Annotated in this window: 20 protein-coding genes; 9 read left to right on the top strand and 11 right to left on the bottom strand. The window is 72.8% G+C overall.

All coding sequences use genetic code 11. The features are described 5' to 3' along the window. Positions 1–156: 156 nt before the first annotated feature. Positions 157–1,902 (bottom strand): glycoside hydrolase family 3 protein, encoded by a 1,746-nt coding sequence (locus ACFVGW_RS24045; protein WP_385853412.1) that lies wholly within the window; start codon positions 1,900–1,902, stop codon positions 157–159. 141 nt (positions 1,903–2,043) lie between these two features. On the opposite strand from ACFVGW_RS24045, the gene ACFVGW_RS24040 reads away from it, so the two are divergent. After that, the gene (locus tag ACFVGW_RS24040) at positions 2,044–2,703 is read left to right on the top strand and encodes a TetR/AcrR family transcriptional regulator (RefSeq protein WP_383221918.1); all 660 of its coding nucleotides are present in this window, start codon (positions 2,044–2,046) and stop codon (positions 2,701–2,703) included. A gap of 113 nt (positions 2,704–2,816) precedes the next feature. On the opposite strand, the gene ACFVGW_RS24035 is transcribed toward ACFVGW_RS24040, so the two are convergent. The 4 genes from ACFVGW_RS24035 to ACFVGW_RS24020 all read right to left on the bottom strand — a co-directional run bounded on the left by ACFVGW_RS24035 (position 2,817) and on the right by ACFVGW_RS24020 (position 5,194). Next, complete coding sequence (locus tag ACFVGW_RS24035; RefSeq protein WP_385853411.1) at positions 2,817–3,386, bottom strand: hypothetical protein; 570 nt, start codon at positions 3,384–3,386, stop codon at positions 2,817–2,819. A 16-nt stretch (positions 3,387–3,402) separates the two neighbouring features. After that, positions 3,403–3,663 carry a zf-HC2 domain-containing protein gene (locus tag ACFVGW_RS24030; protein WP_385853410.1) on the bottom strand — a complete coding sequence of 87 codons (261 nt, stop codon included), beginning with the start codon at positions 3,661–3,663 and terminating at the stop codon, positions 3,403–3,405. 49 nt (positions 3,664–3,712) lie between these two features. After that, a complete protein-coding gene (locus tag ACFVGW_RS24025) occupies positions 3,713–4,432 on the bottom strand; it encodes an RNA polymerase sigma factor (RefSeq protein WP_385853409.1) in 720 nt (239 codons plus the stop codon). Positions 4,433–4,543: 111 nt separating this feature from the next. Next, positions 4,544–5,194: a DNA alkylation repair protein gene (locus ACFVGW_RS24020; protein ID WP_385853435.1), complete on the bottom strand. Its 651-nt coding sequence runs from the start codon at positions 5,192–5,194 to the stop codon at positions 4,544–4,546. Between the two features lie 201 nt (positions 5,195–5,395). On the opposite strand from ACFVGW_RS24020, the gene lon reads away from it, so the two are divergent. Further along, a complete protein-coding gene (lon, locus tag ACFVGW_RS24015) occupies positions 5,396–7,807 on the top strand; it encodes an endopeptidase La (RefSeq protein WP_385853408.1) in 2,412 nt (803 codons plus the stop codon). 145 nt (positions 7,808–7,952) lie between these two features. Next, positions 7,953–8,615, top strand: a complete 663-nt coding sequence (locus ACFVGW_RS24010; protein ID WP_385853407.1) for a DUF5701 family protein — start codon at positions 7,953–7,955, stop codon at positions 8,613–8,615. A 28-nt stretch (positions 8,616–8,643) separates the two neighbouring features. Here ACFVGW_RS24010 and ACFVGW_RS24005 read toward each other — a convergent pair whose 3' ends face one another. Together ACFVGW_RS24005 and ACFVGW_RS24000 are read right to left on the bottom strand one after the other, a co-directional pair. After that, positions 8,644–9,507 (bottom strand): lytic polysaccharide monooxygenase, encoded by an 864-nt coding sequence (locus ACFVGW_RS24005; protein WP_385853406.1) that lies wholly within the window; start codon positions 9,505–9,507, stop codon positions 8,644–8,646. Between the two features lie 306 nt (positions 9,508–9,813). Next, on the bottom strand, positions 9,814–10,635 hold the full coding sequence (locus ACFVGW_RS24000; protein ID WP_385853405.1) for a lysozyme: 822 nt from the start codon (positions 10,633–10,635) through the stop codon (positions 9,814–9,816). A gap of 211 nt (positions 10,636–10,846) precedes the next feature. Between ACFVGW_RS24000 and ACFVGW_RS23995 the strand changes: the two genes are divergently transcribed. Continuing rightward, entirely contained in the window at positions 10,847–11,329 is a 483-nt protein-coding gene (locus ACFVGW_RS23995) for a MarR family transcriptional regulator (RefSeq protein WP_352189036.1), read from the top strand. Positions 11,330–11,417: 88 nt separating this feature from the next. Here the strand turns inward: ACFVGW_RS23995 and ACFVGW_RS23990 are convergent, their stop codons facing one another. Continuing rightward, the gene (locus ACFVGW_RS23990) at positions 11,418–12,200 is read right to left on the bottom strand and encodes a hypothetical protein (protein ID WP_385853404.1); all 783 of its coding nucleotides are present in this window, start codon (positions 12,198–12,200) and stop codon (positions 11,418–11,420) included. 373 nt (positions 12,201–12,573) lie between these two features. On the opposite strand from ACFVGW_RS23990, the gene ACFVGW_RS23985 reads away from it, so the two are divergent. From ACFVGW_RS23985 to ACFVGW_RS23965, 5 genes are read left to right on the top strand one after another with little or no spacing between them, the layout of a single operon-like run. Then, the gene (locus ACFVGW_RS23985) at positions 12,574–15,516 is read left to right on the top strand and encodes a nitrate- and nitrite sensing domain-containing protein (RefSeq protein ID WP_385853403.1); all 2,943 of its coding nucleotides are present in this window, start codon (positions 12,574–12,576) and stop codon (positions 15,514–15,516) included. After that, positions 15,513–15,995 carry a roadblock/LC7 domain-containing protein gene (locus tag ACFVGW_RS23980; protein WP_352189033.1) on the top strand — a complete coding sequence of 161 codons (483 nt, stop codon included), beginning with the start codon at positions 15,513–15,515 and terminating at the stop codon, positions 15,993–15,995. Before ACFVGW_RS23985 ends, ACFVGW_RS23980 begins: the two co-directional genes overlap by 4 nt. Continuing rightward, positions 15,992–16,411: a DUF742 domain-containing protein gene (locus tag ACFVGW_RS23975; protein ID WP_352189032.1), complete on the top strand. Its 420-nt coding sequence runs from the start codon at positions 15,992–15,994 to the stop codon at positions 16,409–16,411. Before ACFVGW_RS23980 ends, ACFVGW_RS23975 begins: the two co-directional genes overlap by 4 nt. Further along, positions 16,392–17,057 carry an ATP/GTP-binding protein gene (locus ACFVGW_RS23970; RefSeq protein WP_352189031.1) on the top strand — a complete coding sequence of 222 codons (666 nt, stop codon included), beginning with the start codon at positions 16,392–16,394 and terminating at the stop codon, positions 17,055–17,057. Before ACFVGW_RS23975 ends, ACFVGW_RS23970 begins: the two co-directional genes overlap by 20 nt. Positions 17,058–17,084: 27 nt before the next feature. Beyond that, positions 17,085–18,320, top strand: coding sequence for a styrene monooxygenase/indole monooxygenase family protein (locus ACFVGW_RS23965; protein WP_383221934.1), 1,236 nt, complete (start codon positions 17,085–17,087; stop codon positions 18,318–18,320). Positions 18,321–18,374: 54 nt separating this feature from the next. Here ACFVGW_RS23965 and ACFVGW_RS23960 read toward each other — a convergent pair whose 3' ends face one another. From ACFVGW_RS23960 to ACFVGW_RS23950, 3 genes are all read right to left on the bottom strand, one after another. Continuing rightward, entirely contained in the window at positions 18,375–18,911 is a 537-nt protein-coding gene (locus tag ACFVGW_RS23960) for an RICIN domain-containing protein (RefSeq protein WP_385853402.1), read from the bottom strand. Between the two features lie 180 nt (positions 18,912–19,091). Next, positions 19,092–19,760: a histone deacetylase gene (locus tag ACFVGW_RS23955; protein ID WP_385853401.1), complete on the bottom strand. Its 669-nt coding sequence runs from the start codon at positions 19,758–19,760 to the stop codon at positions 19,092–19,094. A gap of 97 nt (positions 19,761–19,857) precedes the next feature. Then, the gene (locus ACFVGW_RS23950; RefSeq protein WP_385853400.1) at positions 19,858–21,183 is read right to left on the bottom strand and encodes an NlpC/P60 family protein; all 1,326 of its coding nucleotides are present in this window, start codon (positions 21,181–21,183) and stop codon (positions 19,858–19,860) included. Positions 21,184–21,230: the final 47 nt, after the last annotated feature.

The following is a 21,230-nucleotide window of genomic DNA, read 5'->3' as shown; positions in this document are numbered from 1 at the left end:
GATGCCGGTGGCCGGGACAACCGGAAGAGAGCGGTCCGGGGCCGGGCCCCCCACGGGCCGGCCCCGGACCGGGTGCGGGGCCGGTCAGGAACCCCGCGGTCAGAGGAGATCGGATTCTGGATATCGGATCGTGGATCCGATCCGTTGGATCTGGTCTCAGATCGCCAGGCCGTGGCCATGGGCGAAGACCGGGTCCGCCGTGTCGTTCGGCACGTCCGGGCGGGCCGCCTCCACCGCCGCCATCGAGCGCGGCAGCTCGAAGGGGAGCCGTCCCTCCGCCGTCGCCCGGCCGAACGCCACGTCGAGCAGGGCGTCGTCGCCCGCCCCGTAGTCGGCGATCAGCGCCGCAGCCCGCTCGGCGATCTCCGGCAGGACGGCCGGGCGCTCCAGGTTGACGCAGACCACCGTCGGGACCGTGTCGAGCAGCGACAGGATCCGGGCCAGCTCCGCCTCCTCGAAGGCGAGCGAGCCGGAGTGGAAGAAGGCCTCGAAGCGGTTCGGCCGCTCCTCGTACGGGGTGCGCAGACGCAGCACCGCCAGGTCCGCCTCGGCGGGGGCGGCCACGACGTCCCCGTAGGCGGCCGCGACCTGCGGGTCGACGTTCTCGACGTACAGCTTCGGGCGCCCGGCCAGGGGCAGCGGCCCGTTCGTGAGGACCGTGAGCGAGCGGCGCTGGGCCGCCGCGCCCGCGGCCTTGAAGTCGGCGCGGCCGACCGTCTCGGCCGCCTCGTCGGGGTCGACGTACCGGCGCCGGTCGAAGAGCCCGAGAACGAACTTCTCGCGCAGCAGCCGTCGTACGGAGGCGTCGATCCGCTCCATGGAGATCCGTCCCGACTCCACCAGCTCCACGACCACCTCGGGGCACTGCTCGCCGCCGAACTGGTCCGAGCCTGCGTCCAGCGCCTTCGCCGCCCGCTCGGCCACGCTCAGGTGCTCCACCCCCCACGCCCGCGCCTCGTGCGTCTCGCCGAAGATGACCGCGTCCGTGAGCAGCCCCCAGTCGGTGCAGACGATGCCGGTGAAGCCCAGCTCCTCCCGCAGCAGCCCGGTGACCACGCCCTTGTTGAAGCCGAAGCCGACCTCCTCCCAGTCGGTGCCGATCGGCTGGCCGTAGTACGGCATCATCTGCGAGCAGCCGGCGGCGACGGCGGCCCTGAAGGGCTCCAGGTGGTGCTCCCGCATGCCGCCCGGGTAGATCTGCTCCTTGCCGTGCGGGAAGTGCGGGTCCTCGCCGTCCTTCTGCGGCCCGCCGCCGGGGAAGTGCTTCACCATGGCGGCCACCGAGTCCGGCCCCAGCTCCTCGCCCTGCAGGCCGCGGACGTACGCCTGGACCAGCTCGCCGGTCAGCTTGGCGTCCGAGCCGAACGTGCCGGACTGGCGGGCCCAGCGGGGCTCGGTGGCGAGGTCGATCTGCGGGTGCAGGGCCGTGCGGAAGCCGACCGAGAGGTACTCGCGGCGCACGGTGTCGGCGAAGCGGAACACCAGTTCCGGGTCGCCTGTCGCGGCGAGTCCCAGCGCCTCGGGCCAGGCGGAGAACGCACCGGCGTTGAAGGAGGCGCCGACGTTGTCCGTGAAGGCGTGGCGCGGGTCGGTGGAGAGCGAGACCGGGATGCCCAGGCGGGTGTTCTCGGCCATTTCCTGGACCGCGTTGTGCCAGAGGGCCATCTCGCGGGCGCCGTAGGTGCCGAGCAGGTTGAAGTGGCTGAGGTGGCGGTCCTCGACGAGTTCCGGCGTGGTGAAGGGGAGCATCGAGCCGTCCGTCTCGGTCACCGGGGTGCCGTCCGCGTTCATCATCAGCATCGAGTGGAAGAGCTGGCCGGCCTTCTCCTCCAGCGTCATCCGGGAGAGCAGGTCCTCGACCCGTTCGGCGACGGGGCGGGTGGCGTCCTGGTAGGGGTGCATGTCGAGGCTCCTGAGGGCGGCTGCGTGAGGGGACGGCGGGCTCAGGCTAAGTGTGAAAACCGAGTGGGTACTAGGTTTCTGTTCTGTGACCTGGATCACGGCTCGCAGGGGCGGATTTCGGACAGCGTCTAGGGTGGCCGCATGCCGGAGAACAAGGGCCGATCGACCCGCGCGGGCGCGGGCAGGGGCAGCTACGCGGTGGGCGACGAGCGCCGCCGGAAGATCCTCGACACCGCCGTCGAACACTTCGGCCGGTGGGGCTTCCACGCCTCCTCGCTCGCCCGGATCGCCAACGACTGCGGCATCACCCAGGGTGGACTCCTGCACCATTTCCGCAGCAAGGAGGACCTTCTGCTCTCGGTCCTCGCGCAGAGCGAGCAGCACGACGTCGAGCGCCTCTTCGCCGAGGAACCGGAGTCTTACACCGCGTACCTGGAGACCGTCGTCGGTCTCGTCGAGGACAACACCCGGCGCCCCGGCATCGTGCGGATGTTCAACGTCCTGGTCGGAGAGTCGGGCAACGTCGGACATCCCGCGCACACGTACTTCAAGGAGCGGTACGCGCGCGTGCTGCGCCACACCCTCGACCTGATGGAGGCGGCGGTGCGGCGCGGGGAGCTGCGGGAGGGCGTCGACTGCCGGGCCGTCGCGCAGGAGCAGCTCGCCGTCATGGACGGTCTGCAGCTCCAGTGGGCGCTCGATCCCGGGGCGATGGACATGCCCGGGCGCGTACGGGCCTACCTGGACCGTCAGTTGAGAGGGATCTCGGCGACGGGGGAGGGGCTCCCCGGGGCCCCGTGAGGGTCCGGTCCGTCGCGGTCCGGCCGTCACCGTCCGGCCGTCACGGTCCGGTCCGTCGCGGTCCGGCCGTCACCGTCCGGCCGTCAGGGCCCGGTTCTTCAGGGTCCGGTTCTTCACGGTCCGGTCGGGGGGCCGCCGTCGGGCAGGGCCTCGAAGACGCGCTGCAGGGCGGGAGGGCGCTCGCCGTCCGCCGCGACGACGACGCGGTACCGGTACGTGAAGACGTACTGGAAACCGTCCTGGACCGTGCCTCCCGTCGGCCGGGCGGGCACCTTCGCGTAGGCCGGGTCCTCCAGCGCCGCGCGCAGCTCGGCCACTTCGGCGGCGGTCATACGGCCCGTGCGCGGCTCCTCCGTCCCGGAGCGGGTGGTGTAGCTGCCGTCGTAGTGGACGACCAGCTGGTTGCGGACGCCGGCGAGACCGCCGTTGACGTTCACCTCGACGAGGACCTCGCGCGGACCGGGCTCGTGGTCGTTGCGCACGGTCCCGTCCGTCGCGGTCGGGACCGGCGGGGCGGAGACGTCGCCGGTCCGGTCCGGAGCCGGTACCGATGCCGGGCTTCCCTCCCGGGGCGCGGCCGGCCCCGGTGGGGTGGCCTGGTCGCCGCAGCCGGTCAGTGCCAGTACCGGAACCAGTGCCGCCGTCGCGGCCCAGAGCCTCGCGTTACCGCCCTTGAGCGTCATGGCCACGATCCTGCCCTCACCCGACCCGGTTGACCAGGGTCGCGAGCGCGGCGTCGAGGCGAGGACCGTGCGGCCCGCTCCGTACCGCCCGGTCGACGGCGTCCGCGCACGCCCCGCACCGTTCGAGATGGGCCTCGGCGTGGCCGAGGACTTCGGGGGAGAGCTCCCCGCGGGCGTACGCCCCCACCCAGTCCGCGGGCAGATGCCGATGCCGTGCGGGCGCGGAGGCGGAGGCGGGCGCGGAGGTGGGGGTGGCGGGGGGAGAGAGCTCGGTCATGCGGGGGCCGCTTTCGGAAGTGGGGGGCGGAGTGGGGGCGGGGGCCCGGTCAGGGGCGGGGGCGGGGGACCCGGTCGCGGTCATGGGCACCTCCTCCGCCGGGGCCCGGGCCGCCGTTCCCCCGGGCGTCGTCCCTCGACTCCGCCTCGCCCTGGGCCACGATCCACTCGCGCAGCCGGGCGCAGCCGCGGGCTGCGCGGGCCTTGACCGTGCCCTCGGGGACGGCCAGGCGCTCGGCGGTCTCGCGGACGCTGTAGTGCTGGAGGTAGCGCAGCTCGATGACCTCGCGCTGCCGGGTTGGGAGCCCGGCGAGCGCGTAGGCGACGGCCGCGTAACGGGGCGATGAGGCCAGCAGGCAGTCCTCCGCCGAGGGCGCGGCTCCGGCGGAGGCGGGTGTGTGCTCGCGGGCCCGGTCGGCGAGGGCCCGCTGGCGGCCGGCGGCCCTTTCGAGGTCGATCGCACGACAGTGGGCTATTCGCCGCAGCCAGGCGGGGACGCTCCCCTCGTGGAAGCCGGAGGCGCTCTTCCACACGGTCAGGAAGGTCTCCTGGACGGCGTCCTCGACGGTCTGGGCGGGGAAGCCGCGGTTGAGGAGATGGGCGAAGAGGGGGCCTGCGTGCCGGGCGAAGAGCCGGGACAGCGCGTCCTTGTCGCCGTCGGCGACGGCGTGGACGAGCTGCCCGTCGCACCCGTCGTCCTCGACCGCCGGCCGGTCCTCGGTGCACTGCCCGCACCCGGGATAACTCGTCGTCACGACCGGTGAACGCATCGGAGGGGTGCGGAGGTTGCAGTTCCGCGTGTCTTTTCCCGATACGCCGGGTGCCGGCCCGTCGTACGAGGCGAAGCCACCCCCGCCCCGGAGTGCCCCGCCCCCCGTGCGTCACGCCTTGCTGATCTCCTGGCGGCGCACCATCTCGGCGATCCAGGTGGGGGCGAACGGAGAGGTGCAGTTCGGGGCGGTCGGGTAGTCCTTGAGGACCTCCAGGCGCTCGCCGATGCCGACCGCGCGGGCGCGGTGCCCGGGGTGCTGGATCCCGATCTGGGCCAGGCAGGTGTTCATCGCCCACTGCAGCCGGTCGGGTGCGTCCTTCATCTCGGCCTCGACGACGTCGAGCAGTCCGTCGAGGTCGAGACCGGCGGGCTTCTTCACCACGCGCTCGGCGGTCAGCGCCCAGCCGGCGCTCGCGACCACGGGGTCCGGGTCCGCCGACCAGGCGAGGCGCAGCTCCTCGGCGTGCGGGCTCTTCTTCACCACGTAGTTCACGAGCCAGTCGTGCACCTTGGGGGCGCGTGCCTCGCGCACCATGGTGTCCAGTTCGTCCCGCTCGAACGCCTTCGGGCGGCAGATCAGCAGCGCCAGGAGCCTCGCGGCGGTGACGTCCGTCGCCCAGAGCTCGCGGGCGAGATCCTGCTGCGTCCCGAGCTCCTTCGCGAGCGCGCGCAGCCGGGTGAGGTTCACGCCGTGATCGTCGCCGCGCTTCTCGTTCGCCGCGCGCATCTTCGGGTCCTCGAGCGCGGCCAGGTCGGCCATGACCCGCGCCCGCGTCGTCCCGGTCGTCACCTCGGTCACCTGGGTCTCCTCTTTCTCGCGGTGGCAGCCAGCCTACGGCCGGCCGACACCGATACGTCCTGCCGTGTCCCGATCGCTCAGAGCGAACGCCGCTCGGGGAACAACCCAAGGCTCATGTGCATTGAGTCCACATAGCTCAACTTGACTGCCGAAGGGGAGATCATGGCTGCTGAGTCCATGGCGTCCGTGCCGCTCACTCTGCCCGTGCTGCCGCTCGACGACGAGGTCGTGCTGCCCGGAATGGTGGTGCCGCTGGACCTGTCCGACAACGACGTACGCGCCGCGGTGGAGGCCGCCCAGGCCGCCGCCCGTTCCGGGGCCGGCAAGCCCAGGGTGCTCCTCGTGCCCCGGGTCGACGGGACGTACGCCGGGACCGGCGTCCTCGGCACCGTCGAACAGGTCGGCCGCCTGTCCGACGGCGACCCCGGCGCGCTCATCCGGGGTCGCGGCCGCGTCAGGATCGGCGCCGGTACGACGGGCCCCGGCGCCGCTCTCTGGGTCGAGGGAACCGTCGTCGAGGAGGTCCTGCCCGACCCGCTGCCCGGCTCCGTGACCGAGCTGGTCAAGGAGTACAAGGCGCTGGCCACCAGCTGGCTGAAGAAGCGCGGCGCCTGGCAGGTCGTGGACCGCGTCCAGCAGATCGACGGCGTCTCCGCCCTCGCCGACAACTCCGGCTACTCGCCCTTCCTCACCCTTGAGCAGAAGGTCGAGCTCCTGGAGACCGCCGACCCGGTCACCCGCCTCAAGCTCGCCACGGCCCAGCTCCGCGAGCACCTGGCCGAGCAGGACGTGGCCGAGTCCATCGCGAAGGACGTCCAGGAGGGCGTCGACAAGCAGCAGCGCGAGTTCCTGCTGCGGCGCCAGCTCGATGCCGTACGCAAGGAGCTGCGCGACCTCAACGGCGAGACCGACGGCGACGAGTCCGACGACTACCGGGCCCGTGTCGAGGCCGCCGACCTGCCCGAGAACGTACGGGAGGCGGCCCTCAAGGAGGTCGAGAAGCTGGAGCGGTCCAGCGACCAGTCCCCGGAGGGCTCCTGGATCCGCACCTGGCTCGACACCGTCCTCGAACTGCCGTGGAACGAACGGACCGAGGACCAGTACGACATCCAGGGCGCCAAGGCGATCCTCGACGCCGAGCACGCAGGCCTGGACGACGTGAAGGAACGGATCACCGAGTACCTGGCGGTGCGCAAGCGGCGCGCCGAGCGCGGGCTCGGGGTCGTCGGCGGCCGTCGCGGCGGCGCCGTCCTGGCCCTGGTCGGCCCGCCCGGTGTCGGAAAGACGTCGCTGGGCGAATCGGTCGCGCACGCGATGGGACGGAAGTTCGTCCGGGTCGCGCTCGGCGGCGTACGGGACGAGGCGGAGATCCGCGGCCACCGGCGGACGTACGTCGGCGCGCTGCCGGGCCGGATCGTACGGGCGGTCAAGGAGGCCGGGTCGATGAACCCGGTGGTCCTGCTCGACGAGATCGACAAGGTCGGCTCCGACTACCGCGGCGACCCCGCGGCCGCACTCCTCGAAGTCCTCGACCCGGCGCAGAACCACACCTTCCGCGACCACTACCTGGAGGTCGAACTCGACCTCTCCGACGTCGTCTTCCTGGCGACGGCGAACGTCCTGGAGGCCATCCCGGAGGCGCTGCTCGACCGGATGGAGCTGGTGCGCCTGGACGGGTACACGGAGGACGAGAAGGTCGTCATCGCCCGCGACCACCTGCTGCCCCGGCAGCTGGAGCGCGCGGGTCTGGAGCCGGGCGAGGTGGTCCTGGAGGACGCGTCGCTGCGGAAGCTGGCGGGCGAGTACACCCGTGAGGCAGGCGTACGGACCCTGGAGCGCTCCATCGCGCGGCTGCTGCGGAAGGTCGCGGCGCAGCACGAACTGGGCGACCGGGAGCTGCCGTTCACGGTCGGCGTCGACGATCTGCGCGGGCTGATCGGGCGTCCGCACCACATCCCGGAGTCCGCCCAGGACCCGGCCGAGCGCCGCACGGCGGTGCCGGGCGTGGCGACCGGGCTCGCCGTCACCGGCGCGGGCGGTGACGTCCTCTTCGTGGAGGCGTCGCTCGCCGACCCGGAGACGGGCGCGGCGGGACTCACCCTGACGGGCCAGCTGGGCGACGTCATGAAGGAGTCCGCGCAGATCGCGCTCTCCTTCCTGCGGTCGCACGGCGCGGAGCTGGAGCTGCCCGTGACCGGTCTGAAGGACCGGGGCGTGCACATCCACTTCCCGGCGGGCGCGGTGCCGAAGGACGGCCCGAGCGCGGGCATCACCATGACGACGGCGCTCGCGTCGCTGCTCTCCGGCCGGCTGGTCCGGACGGACGTGGCGATGACCGGTGAGGTGTCGCTGACCGGCCGGGTCCTCCCGATCGGCGGTGTGAAGCAGAAGCTGCTCGCGGCCCACCGGGCCGGCATCACGACGGTCGTGATCCCGAAGCGGAACGAGGCGGACCTGGACGACGTCCCGGCCGAGATCCTGGAGAAGCTGGAGGTCCACCCGGTGACGGACGTCCGCCAGGTCCTGGAGATCGCCCTCGCCCCTGCGGAGGTGGCGGTGAGCGCGGCCGCGTAAGCGGTTCCGGCGGTACGAGAAAGCGGGGCGCCCCTCACCGGGGCGCCCCGCTCCTCGTGTCCGTGGCCGCGCATGGAGGGAACATTGCGGGAGGACGCTCCGTTGACGCTCTGGCCGCCACTCGCACCACGAACCGAGGAGTGCCTTGACCGAGACGCCGTCGACGAGCCCCAGCCCGCACGCCCTCCCGTCGCTCACCGCCCAGGCGGAGCGGCTGATCGAACTCGGGGTGCACGAACTGGCCGGGGTTCCGGCGGACGAGGTGCGTGCCTTCGCCACGGGTGCGGGCGGCGGACGGGCGGACGTCCTGCTCGCCGTGCACCCCGACCGCGCGCCCGCCTCCGCCCTCGCGCCCCTGCTCCGCCGTGACGACAAGCCCGGCTTCGTCGTCGTCGACATGCCCGACGTCGACGACTTCGCGCCGCTCGACACCGTGGAGCTGCCCGACGCTCCCCTCTACCTCGTCTCCGGCGTCGACCGCGGAGACCACATGTCCAACTGGAGCCCGGACGAGGCGCTGCCCGCCCTCGCCGAGAAGGACCGCACCCCGCTGCTGCTCAGCGAGGGCATCCACTGGGTCCTTCAGCAGCCGGCGGCCCTGGAGCGGAACCTCTGCTTCATGACCATCGGCTCCCGGCTCCGCAAGGCGAACGGCGCCTTCGACGCACGCACGCCGGCGATCTGGATCAGCAACGGAACCGGGCGGGACGGCCGTGAGCGGCGCAACGCTCCGAAGGTCGGCTGGTGTTGGTGGAACAACCGTCACACCTGGCTGGGATTCGCCTCCACGACGGGCCGGAGCATCTGACGGGACGCGTGCCGGCCCGCCGCGGCCGTCACGAAACGTTCCGGCGCCGCGTCAGGAGCAGGCTGCCGGCGCCGAAGGCCGCCAGTGCGCCCGCGCCCGCGAGAGCCAGGGGGAGAGGGGACGGGGAGGTGCGTGCGGCCTCGGCCGAGAGCGCCGGGGCCTGCTCGTCGCCGCCGTGGCCCGCGTGGCTCACCGTCGAACGGTCCGTGCCCGCCGCGATCCTGGCCTCGCTCGGCGCCGAGCCCGCCACCGTCGTCGTACCGCCGTAGGTGACGTCCGAGCAGCTGTAGAACGCCTCCGGGCTGTCGTTGCGCTGCCAGACCTTGTAGACGATGTGGCGGCCGGTGCGCGCGGGCAGGGTGCCGGTGAAGTTGTAGTAGCCGTCCGCCGACGTGCGCGGCGTGGCGTAGGCGGCCACGGGCGTCGCGTCCAGGTCCGACCACTTCAGCGGCTTCGTGGGGTCGAAGCCCTGCTTGGTGATGTAGACGGTCATGGTGCCCGAGTGCGCCGCCGTGACCCGGACCTTGAAGTCGAAGGAGCCCGCCCCGACCGCCGTCGCGGGCCAGTCCGTCCGGGCCCAGTCCAGCGCGCGGTACTTCTCGCGGTTGGCCGAACAGAGCTTGCCGTCGGGGATGACCACCTGGTGCTGCCCGTTCGCGTTGGCGATGTTCACCTCGTTCCAGTCGTAGAGCGGCTGGGTGCCGGAGTCGGCGACGAGGTCCTTGCAGACCTGGGAGTCGGGGGACTCGGGCCCCTCCGCGTAACAGGCCGCGACCCGGCTCACCGGGTTGAAGACGGCGCCGTGCGCGCCCGCGGCGGACGGGGTGAGGGGGATCAGCGCGGCCGCGGACAGGGTGACGGCTGCGGCGGTGCGGCGGTACGAGGACGGCATGTCGGGGCTCTCTCTCGTGCGTGGGGGAGGACGGAACGAGCAATGAGCGGGTGGCGTACGGAAGTTGAAAGCCGCACGCGTCGCCCCAGAGACTCGCATTGGTCCATACCAATCGGCAAGAGGGGGAGCGAAAATGACCGGGAGAGGGGAAGGCCGGGACGGAGGAAGGCGGGGACGGAGGAAGGCCGGGACGGAGGAAGTCCGGGACGGAGGAAGGCCGGGGCCGAGGAGCCGGAAACGCGGAGGCGGTCTCCCGGGCGCGCCGCCGCGCACCCCGAAGACCGCCGGACGAGGGCGAAGGCCGGCTCAGCCGTTCGCCAGCGCCTGCACGCGCGAGAGGTCGCCGTTGAAGCGGTTGTGGTCGCCGACCGTCGGACCGGTCGAGGTGTACTGCCACATCGTGTAGTACGGCCAGCCGGCCGGCAGCGTGCCGACCGTCGAGGAGTACCGCGCGATCCACAGCGGGTTGCTCGCGCCGAAGCCGGCGTAGTTGCCCGTGCACTGCGTCCACCAGCTCGTCGCCGTGTAGATCACCGCGTCCCGGCCGGTCCGCGCCTTGTAGCGGTTGAGGAAGTCACGGATCCACGTGACCATCGCCGACTGCGACTTGCCGTAGCAGGTCGCGCCGTACGGGTTCCACTCGATGTCCAGCGCGCCGGGCAGGGTCCTGCCGTCCCCGGACCAGCCGCCGCCGTTGTTGACGAAGTAGTCGGCCTGCGCCGTACCCGTGGTCGTGTCCGGGGTGGCGAAGTGGTACGCGCCGCGGATCATGCCCACGTTGTACGAACCGTTGTACTGCTGCGCGAAGTAGGGGTTCTTGTAGTAGGTGCCTTCCGTCGCCTTGACGTAGGCCCACTTCACCCCGCTGTTCCACAGCGTCGACCAGGCCACGTTCCCCTGGTGGCTGGAGACGTCCACGCCTTCGGTCTGGGCGGCCCGGGGCGTTCCGGGTGTGCCGCCTCGGCCGTCGTGCTCGACGACGCCCATGCCCATGTGGGCGGAGCCGCGTGGGGGAACGGCCTCGGCGTCGGCCGCGTTCGCCGGGCCGGAGAGGGTGAGGGGCAGGAGGAGGGCCAGGGCCGCGAGGGCGGCGCCGGCGAGGGTCTTTCCGGATCTGTGCACGGGCATTGCGTGCCTCCGAAAGGCTCGGTGGGGGAGCGTGCCGGGACAGTCCTGGTGTGGACATGTCACCGATGACGCTACGCACGTAGACCGGTTCGGCGGAAGGGGGGCCGGGTGCCGCCGTTGGTCTACGCCTGCGAAATACTGAAGGAGCTGCGGCGATGACCGCGGACGAAAGAAACTTTCAGCGACCGGAAAGCGCGCGAGGGGTGCTGACGTGCACGGAAGCGGTACGGGGAGTGAAGGCGAGCCCACGGCGAGGAGTGGTGTGGACCAGGAATTCCTCGCCCTGGAACGGGAACTGGCGGTCTTTCTGCGCCGCGCCCGCGCCCAGTCCGGTGAGATGGCCCGCGAGGTCCATCCCGAGCTCGAATCCTCCGCGTACGGACTCTTCGTACGGCTCGACGACACCGGGCCCCAGCGCGCCACCGAACTGGCGGGCTACTTCGGCGTCGGCAAGGCGACCATGAGCCGCCAGCTGCGCGCCCTCGAAGAGCTCGGACTCGTCGCCCGCGACCCCGACCCCGCCGACGGACGCGCCTCGCTCGTCCGGCTGACCGAGGAGGGCCGGCTCCGCTTCCGGCGGGTACGGGACGCACGGCGCGGGCGGTACGTCCGGAAGCTCGCCGACTGGGACCGCGGCGAGGTCGCCGAACTGGCGCGCCTGCTCCATCAGCTGAACACCCGCGCCGAGGGCTGAGCCCCGCGCCGAGGCCGAGCCCCGCACAGGCCCCCTCGGCCGAAAGGGCCCCGCACGGGAAGGCAGGGGCAGGCAGGGCGGGGCCGTCTCAGAGGACCGCGTACACCGCCGTCGCGTCGTCGTGGCGCTTCCGGCGAAGGGTCCGGCCCGCCGCCCCGCCCTCCGTCTCCAGCGACCGGACGCGCGCCAGCAGCCCGTGCGCGCCCTCCTCGCCGAGCACCCCCATGCAGTCCGCCCAGTCGCCCTGCCCGAACACCTCCACCCAGCGCGCCGCCCCGTCCGTGAGTGCCGCCAGCGCCCGTACGGCCGCCCGGGGCGCCGTTCCGGTGACCGCCCGCCGTGCCACGTCCGGGTCCGCCGCGGCCGTGAAGAAGCCGCCCTCGCGGTTCCGCAGCCGGTCCGTGGCCTCCAGCGAACGCCTGACCGTGTCCGGGATCCGGTCGAGACGGTCGTCCAGCACCGCGCGTACGGACCCGTCCGGCGCCGCCAGGAGGAGCACGGCGTCCGACAGCACCAGGTACTCGACGGCTGCCGCGTCCCAGCGCGCCATCGCCACGGTCGCCTGGGGCGTGCGGACGTGAGAAAGGTCACAGCTGTCGCGGTGGGCGTCCGCGGTGCGCCGGATTGCCTCCGCGAGGATCCCGTCCAGCGTCATGTCACGCCGCGAAGCGGACAGTTCGGTCAGCGCGCCACCGAGGCGGGCGGTGAACCACGGCACGTCGTGCACACAACCGTCATCCCCCGCCGGCGGTGTCACCCCGTCGAGGACCACCACCGTCCCGCCCGCGCCCGAGGCGGGAAGAGTCGTGGCCGCCCAGTCCTCGTTGGGGTGTTCGGGGCGGCCGGGGAGGGTGGCGGCTTCGGTGCGCATGATCCCCAGTCTGCCTCCGGCCGACCGGGCCCGCACGGCACCTTCACGGCGTCTCCATAGGGGCGAACGGGGCCTGCACCAGGCTCTCCAGGGCCGCCCGAGAGGCGGAAGCGGAACCTCCGGCAAGCTGCGGGCGGGCATCCTGCCAAAGGCCGGGCGGAAGATCCAACCGGCGCACCGCGCGGACGCGCGGAACGCGCCGCCGGGAGTTGTTCCCCAACTCAGGAGTGTTGTTCACTCGTTCGGGTGGCGGAGCGGCCGATGCGCGTCCCCTTCCCAGAAGCGCTGGAATGGTCGGAAGCCGTACCAGGGGTGGGGGCGCTCTAACACATGACCGGTCGTCACCTCTGCTTCATGGGCGGACGAGTCGAGAATGCGAGCACCGGTGCAGAAGAAGCGGCCTCGGAGCAACAACGGCAGCCGGAGCCAGGCCCCCGGTGACCCGCTGAGCACGGGTGACGCCACGGGCCCCGCCGTCGTACCCGCGCAGCCGGGCACGGGTTCCGCCACAGTGCCCCCGCAGGCGAAGCCGGGCCGGTCCAAGCGCGTCCGCAACCGCCTCGTCGCCGGAGTCGCCCTCGTCGGCGTCACCGTCCTCGCCGCCGGCGCCCCCGCGGTCCTCACCGCCTCCGGCGCACTGACCGACTCGCAGAGCCTGGTCACCCTCGCCGAACTCGACCGCCAGGCCATCACCCTCGCGCACTCCCTCGCCGACGAGCGCGACGAGGTCGTCGCGTACATCGCCGCGGGCCGCGACGAGCAGAAGGGCGACAGCGACAAGAAGCGGCAGGTCACCAGCGCCCGGTCCACCCGCGTCGACCGCCAGATCGACGAGATCCGGCCCGCCGCCCCCGCCGAGCTGCGCCGCGACCTCGCGGGCCTGCCCTCCATCCGCCGTACCGCGCTCACCGGCAAGGGCACCGCCCTGGAGGCCCACAAGGCGTACACGGACGTCATCGCCAAGCTCCAGGCCCTCGCCGACGAGCTCGCCGAACAGACCCCGGCCCGCGCCGCCCAGGACACCAGGGCGCCCGCCGCCCTCGGCCGCGCCGTCGAGCAGGCGTCCGCCACACGCGGACTGCTCCTCGCCGCCCTGGCCGTGCCCCAGCCCGAGTCCAGCGGGGTCACCTACGACCCGGTCACCGGCACGTACGTCCCCGAAAAGGCGGAGGGCGCCGACGAGGCCGAGCGGATCCGCAACGCCCTCACGGCCGCCGCCCAGCAGGCCCGGGTCCGCGAACTGGCCACCCTCGCCGACTTCGACCAGGCCGCCTCCAGCGCCGGACGCGACTCCCTCGCCGTCACCGTCACCGGCCCCGACGTCAAGAACGCCGAGCGGCTCCTGGCGCGCCTCACCGACCAGCCGGAGCTCAGCAAGTCCGAGCGCAAGACCGACCCGGAGAAGCTGGAGGCCGCGCTCTCCGCCCGTGTCGAGCAGATGCGCGGCGTCGAGTCCGCCCTCGCCGCCACCCGGGTGGAGCGGCTCTCCCAGCTCCGCGACGACGACGTCACCGCGCTCGAGGTCCGCATCGCCTTCCTGGGCGGCTGCCTGCTCGTCGCGATCGGCATCTCCACCTACGTGGCCCGCACCCTCACCCGGCCGCTCGCCGTCCTGCGCATCGGCGCCGCTCGCCTCGCCGCGGCCCCGGAGCCGGAGACCGAGGAGCCGATCCGCTTCACCGGCCGCAACGACGAGTTCGCCCAGGTCGTCCGGTCACTCAACACCCTCCACGGCAAGCTCGCCGACCTCGGCCGGCGCACCGCGCAGCTCGACAGCGAGCGCGCCGACCTCAGCGGAGCCCGCGAGGCCCTCACCGCGGAGCTCGCCGCCCAGCGCGCCGAACTCCAGGGCCACACCGCGCTCCTCACCGCCGAGCTCGAACGCCTCCGGCACAGCGTCCACCACACCTTCGTCAACCTCTCGCTGCGCAGCCTCGGTCTGGTGGAGCGCCAGCTCGGGGTGATCGAGAAGCTGGAGGAGCGCGAGCAGGACCCGGAGCGGCTCGCGACGCTCTTCAAGCTCGACCACATGGCGACCGTGATGCGCCGCCACAGCGAGAACCTCCTCGTCCTCGCCGGCCACGAGCACGTCCACGGCCACCCCGGGCCCGTCCCGCTCGTGGACGTGCTGCGCGCGGCCGTCAGCGAGATCGAGCGGTACGAGCGGGTCGCGATCCAGTCCCTGCCGCCGCACGCCCAGATCGCCGGCTTCGCCGCGGACGACCTCAGCCACCTGATCGCCGAGCTCCTGGAGAACGCCACCTCCTTCTCGCCGCCCGACACCCAGGTCCAGCTCTCCGGCTGGCTCCTGGAGTCCGGCGAGGTCATGCTCTCCGTCCAGGACGAGGGCATCGGCATGACCGAGTCCCGGCTCGTCGAGCTGAACGCCCGGCTCGCCGAGGCCGACCCGGCCGACGTCGCGGGGGAGGGGCTCGGCATCCGCGTCGCCGCCCTGCTCGCCGCGCGCCACGGCGTACGGGTGCAGCTGCGGGAGCAGAAGCAGGGGGGCATCGCGGCCGTCGTCGTCCTGCCGCTCCCGCTCCTCCCGACGGCCCCGCCGACCGCGGGCCCGCCGGCCGTCCCGGTCGCGGGCGCGGCCCCCACGCTGAACCTTCCGGGCTCGGTCGCCGAGGCCAACTCCAACACCCTGCCGTCCCGCACCCGCGACCCGCTCGTGGAGGCCGCGGAGCGCGCCTTCGAGGCGGCGGCCGAGGAGACGAACGCGGCTGCGGCTGCGGAGGTGGCCGGGAACACCGCGAGCGCCGAGCCCGCCCCGGAGCGGACCGAGCCCGCCGCGTCGGCCCCGTCCGCCGAGTCCGCCGAGCACGGCGAACAGGCCGAGTCCGCCGAGCACGCCCAGCAGGGTGAACAGACGGAGTCCGCCGAGCCGACGCTCGCCGAGACCACCCTCCAGGTCCGCCTGCCCGACCCGCCGCCCGAGCCCGACGCCCACGAGCGCGCCTCCGAGGAGACGGACCCCGGCGCCCAGCGCCTCACGGACAAGGGCCTGCCCAAGCGCACTCCGAGGATCGTCCAGCAGGCCGACACCTCGCCCACCCCCCGTACGGGCGGAGTGGACGCCGAGGCCCTGCGCCGCCGGCTCGGCGGCTTCCACCAGGGGGCCAAGGAGGGGCGCCGCGACGTGGAGGCCGAGATCGGGGCGGCCACCGCGCCCGGAACCGAAACCGCGAAGGCCGGGACCACGGCCGAGACCAAGGCCGCGACCACGGCCGAGAGCGAGACCGAGAACGCGGCCGTGGACACCGCGCGTACCGAGGAGAAGACGGGGGACACAGTCGAGGAGGCACGCAGTTGACTGCGACCGGAACATTCGGACTGAGCAGGGAAGCCCGCAATCTGCACTGGCTGCTGGGCAACCTCGTCGAGGAGGTGCCCGGGGTCCGTTCGGTCGCCGTCGTCTCCTCCGACGGACTCCTCCTGCTCTCGTCCGACCCGGCGGTTCAGAACGCCGCGCCCGCCGAGAAGCGCCCGGCCGGCCCGAGGGGATCGAGCGCCGACCTCGCCACGATCGTCTCCGGCATCGGAAGCCTCACCGTCGGCGCCGCCCGGCTGATGGACGGCGGCGGGGTCAAGCAGACGATGGTGGCGATGGACGAGGGCAGCGTCTTCGTCATGTCGATCAGCGACGGCTCGCTGCTCGGCGTGCACGCCGAGCCGGACTGCGACATGAGCGTCGTGGCGTACCACATGGCCCTCTTCGTCGGCCGCGCCGGACACGTACTCACCCCCGAACTCCGCAGTGAGCTGCGCAAATCGATGGAGAGCGCCCAGTGACGTCTGTGCCGTCGGTCTACCACGCCTACAAGCTGCCGGTACGGGGAGAGGGCCGGCGCCCCGCGCGCGTACGCCCGTACTCCCTCACCGGCGGCCGCACCCGCTTCGGCCACGTCCTGCTCGTCGAGACGTTCGTCGCGGCGCTGGAGGCGGCGCCGGAGCGCAAGGTGCTGACGGACGGCGGCCCCGCCCGCGGGCTCATGCCGGAGATGCGGGCCATCGTCGAGATCTGCCGCCGGATGCGTACCGTCGCGGAGATCTCGGCGCTCCTGAAGATGCCGCTGGGTGTCGTCCGGGTGCTGCTCAGCGACCTGGCCGACCAGGGAAAGATCCGTGTGTACGGGACCGGTCACGGCACCGGCCAGCCCGACCGCGCGCTCCTCGAAAGGGTGCTGAGTGGACTCCGCCGTCTCTGAAGCCGCAGCCCCGGCGTCCGCCGGAATTCCCGCACAGCCCCGACCCGCCGATGTCTCCACGGAGGACGGCGCCCGGGACTGGCAGCTCGACCACACCCGGGCCCCCATAGCCACCAAGGTCGTCGTCGCGGGCGGGTTCGGCGTCGGCAAGACGACCTTCGTGCGGGCCGTCTCGGAGATCACCCCGCTCCAGACCGAGGCCCTGATGACGCAGGCCAGCGAGGAGACCGACGATCTCTCCGCGACGCCCGAGAAGCTCACCACGACCGTGGCGATGGACTTCGGCCGGATCACCCTCGACGACGATCTCGTCCTGTACGTCTTCGGTACGCCCGGCCAGCAGCGCTTCTGGTTCATGTGGGACGACCTGGTGCGGGGCGCGATCGGCGCGATCGTGCTCGCCGACACCCGCCGGCTGACCGACTGCTTCGCCGCCCTCGACTACTTCGAGAGCTGCGGGCTGCCGTACATCGTCGCCGTCAACCACTTCGAGGGCACCGAGCGGTTCGAGCCCGAGGACGTCCGGGAGGCCCTCACGGTGCCGCCGCACGTACCCGTCGTGATCATGGACGCGCGCAAGCGGTACAGCGTCGTCGAGACCCTGCTCGCGATGGTCGGGCACGCGCTCGAATCCTCCCCCGAATAGTCGGACCCCTCGTAAGGAACACCCGCCATGCGGAAGATACTCATCGTCGGAGCCGGTCAGTCCGGTCTCCAGCTCGCCCTCGGACTCCAGTCGCAGGGGTACGAAGTCACCCTCATGTCCAACCGCACGGCGGACGAGATCCGGGCCGGCCGGGTCATGTCCACCCAGTGCATGTTCGACACCGCGCTCCAGCACGAGCGCGACCTCGGCATCAACTTCTGGGAGTCCCAGGCCCCCCGGATCGAGGGACTCGGCGTCTCCGTCGCCGGCCCGGAGTCGCAGCGTGTGATCGACTGGGTCGGCACGCTGGACGGCTACGCCCAGTCCGTCGACCAGCGCGTGAAGATGGCCGGCTGGATGGAGACCTTCGCCCAGCGCGGCGGCCAGCTCGTCATCCACGGCGCCGCAGTCTCCGACCTGGACTTCTTCTCCCGCACGTACGACCTGGTGCTCGTCTCCGCCGGAAAGGGCGAGCTGGTCTCCATGTTCGGCCGGGACGCCGCCCGTTCCCCGTACGGCGAGCCGCAGCGCGCGCTGGCCGTCGCGTACGTCCACGGCCTCGGCCCGCGCCCCGAGCACCCGGACTTCGACGCCGTGCGCTGCAACCTGGTCCCCGGCGTCGGCGAGCTCTTCGTCATGCCGACGCTGACCACCTCGGGCCGCGCGGACATCCTCTTCTGGGAGGGCATCCCCGGCGGTCCGCTCGACGTCTTCCAGGGCGTCAAGGACCCGGCGGAGCACCTGTCGCTGACCCTGGAGCTGATGGAGAAGTACACGCCCTGGGAGTACGCGCGCGCGACGAAGGTCGAGCTGACCGACGCCAACGGCACCCTCGCGGGCCGCTACGCCCCGACCGTCCGCAACCCGATCGGCCGCCTCCCCGGCGGCGGTCTGGTCCTGGGCGTCGCGGACGTCGTCGTCGCCAACGACCCGATCACCGGCCAGGGCTCGAACTCGGCCTCCAAGTGCGCCGCCGCCTACCTGGCGTCGATCGTCGAGCACGGCGACAAGCCGTTCGACGAGGAGTGGATGCAGGCCACGTTCGACCGCTACTGGGACACGGCCCAGCACGTCACCAAGTGGACGAACGCGATGCTCGGCGTCCCGCCGGAGCACGTCCTCAACCTGCTCGGCGCCGCAGGCGGCCTCCAGCCGGTCGCCGACCGCTTCGCGAACGGCTTCAACGACCCGGCCGACTTCGAGAACTTCTTCTTCGACCCCGAGAAGGCCGAGGCCTACCTGGCGTCGGTCGCCGGGGCCTGACGGTCCGGGAGAGACGGGCGGGCGCCGGGCAGGTGCCCGACGCCCGCCCGGGGGTCACACGGCCCGCCTGGTGAGGCTCTGGTTGGCGCCGCCGTGGCAGTCCCACAGCCGCGCGCGGGCGCCCGGCTGCGTGCTCCAGTCGGCTATCTCCAGGCACTTGCTCCAGGCGTAGTCGTAGTCCATGTAGAGAATGCCGTCGCCGTGGAACAGCTGGTTGAGGCCGTAGTGGCAGTCCCACTGGTTGGCGGTCGCACCGTTGTTGCGTCCCCAGCCGCCGATCTCCAGGCACTTGCCGCTGTTGGCGTTCCGGTAGTACCACGCGCCGACGGGCGTGCTGGTGTAGTAGTAGAGCTCCCACTTCTGGTTGGCGCCACCGGTGCAGGGCCACTGCCGGACGGCCGCGCCGTTCGCCTTGCTCCAGTCCGCCACCTCGAGGCACTGGCCGGAGTGGCCCGCGCGGATCTCGACGGTGCCCCCGTAGTGGAGGGTCGCGGCCTGGGCCGGAACGGCCGAGACGCCGAAGACGAGACCGAGGGATGCGGCGAGCACGAGCAGACCGCGACGGGCGCGGACGATCGGGTTGAACTTCATGGTCCTCTGCAATCAATAGGAGAATCCGGCAAGAGGCCGGAAATCGCCGTTCATGATCGCATAGGTTTTCGACGCAACTGATCGCCCCTGCTGCCTATTTGGGCCGCCACCGCGTCCCCCGGGGTGGCAGGGTGGGCGGAATCGATTCCTCCGCCTCGCGGTGCCGACGGTGACGGTTGGTCAGTCGGGGGCGATGAGGGCCAGGACGGCATCGGTCGTCCAGTGGCCCGCCGCCCCCGGACAGGTGCCCAGGTAGGCGGCGATCTCGGCCGGACGCCACGCTCCGGTCTCGGCGAGCCCGGCTGCCAGGTGCTGGACGTAGGGGGCCGAGGGCTCGCGCAGGGCCACGTCGGTCATCCGCCACGGTGCGGTCAGCGTGAGGACCGGGACGCCGTCGAGCGTGCCGGGGCACACCAGCGTCTCGTACCGCCCCGGCCCGAGTTCGGAGCGGCCCCGGGTGACGGCCTCGGTCAGGTCCAGGTCGCTCTCCGGCTCCCGGTACATCTCCTGCGCCGCGATGTCGGCGAACTGGCCCGCGGTGATCAGATGGGCACACGCGAGCGCCGGGCCCCGCGCCGCGGGGTCGTAGAAGCCGCGGCCACCGGTCCAGACGGCCGACTCCGTGGCGAAGTACACCGCACCCGGCAGCACGACCGGCACGGACCGCGCGGGCGGTGTCCGGTCACGGCAGCCGGGGTAGCTCCGGGCCGAGCCCGGGGGCCGGCCCCCGTCGATGTAGTGGAGCAGCCGCGCGAGGTGCATGTTGGAGCCGTACGCGGCGTACCAGACGTGCGGGGGCGGCGCCGCCCCACCGGGGAGCGCGGGGGCCGGACGGCGGGGCTCTGGCATGGGCGCTCCTCGACAGGGCCGACGGACAGGGCGACGGGCAGGACCCGACGGGCAGGGCGACCGGCGGGGCGACCGACAGGGCACGCCCCCGACATGCTCAGGCCGTCCCCTGATCGAACCCCTCGTCCGTGCCGTCCCTGGCCCCGGCGGGGAGGTCGGGCGGCGTGTACGACTCAAGGGGTGCGCCGTCCGGGTCGGGACGGACCGCCCCGAGAAGCGGGTTGGCGGCGATGGGGGACACCTTGACCTTGGCGCCGGGGCGGGGCGCCTGCACGACCAGTCCGTGGCCGAGGTAGATCGCCACATGCGTGGCCTCGGGGAAGTAGACGACCAGGTCGCCGGGGCGCAGCTCGCGCAGCTCCACCCTGGGGAGGGTCCGCCACTGCTCCTGGCTGGTGCGCGGGATCTCCCGGCCGGCGCTCGCCCAGGCCCGGGAGGTCAGCCCCGAGCAGTCGTACGACTCCGGTCCTTCGGCGCCCCACTCGTACGGCTTGCCGATCTGGCCGACCGCGAACCGCAGGGCCTCGCCGCCCGCCCGGGACGGTGTCCGGGCGCCGTCCAGGACGCCCGAGCCGAGGAGCTCGCTCTGCGCGCCCGCCGTCTGCCGGCGCTCCAGCTCGGTCAGCCGGGTGAGCTGGTCGGCGGGGAGCGAGGCGAGCAGCCGCTCGACCTCCGCAAGCCGCTTCCGGACGTCCTCGCGCTGCTTGAGCCGCCGCGCGGCGAGCGTCTGCTGCCGGTCCAGGGCCTTGCGGGAGGCGCTCGCGAGCTCGTCGGCCGCCTTCTCGGCCCGGGTGAGCCGGGACACGGTGGTGGCCCGGTCGCGGACCGCGCGGTCCATCAGATGCCCCTGGTCCAGGGCGTGCTGGGGGTCGTCGGCGAGCAGCAGACGCAGGTACGAGGAGAACGCCGAGGTCGTGACCCGGCCCTGGTACTGCTCCCTGGCGAGCCGCCCCGCGGCGTTCCGGCCCCGGGCGAGGCGCTCGCGGGCCTCGGTGAGGGCGCCGCTGACCTTCTTGGTGTCGGCGGTCTGGAGGCGCAGCGCCTCGTCCGTTGCGTTGAGGGCCTCGGTGGCCTGCTCGGCCTGGCGGTAGAGGGTCCGGAGCCTGCCGAGGAGCGTCGCGACGGAGTCGCCGCCGGAGGGCGGGAGTTCGGCGGCGTCGTCGAGGGGGGTGCCGTCGGCCGGATCGGTGCCGCCGGCGGGGTCGGTACCGCCGGTGGAGTCCCCGGCATCCTCGGGCTCGTCGTCCTCGGGCTCGTCGTCCTCGGGCTCGTCGTCCTCGCCCGGGGAGGGGGCCGACACCTCCGCCGGGGCCTCCGTCACCGCGTCCGCCGGGTCGTCCGCCGTGGCCGGCGGAATCCCCGCGAGCGCGGTCGTCGCGGCGAGCACCCCCGTGCAGACCGTGCGCAGCACCCTTCCTGACACGTCATCACCTCCACCGCGATGATGGAGGGACCGCGCGGTCGGATGAC

Origin of the sequence: Streptomyces sp. NPDC127129, assembly GCF_042671585.1 — a bacterium.
Classification (GTDB): Bacteria; Actinomycetota; Actinomycetes; order Streptomycetales; family Streptomycetaceae; genus Streptomyces.
Note: the sequence above shows the minus strand (reverse complement) of the source record. Positions and strands in the feature narration are given on the sequence as shown.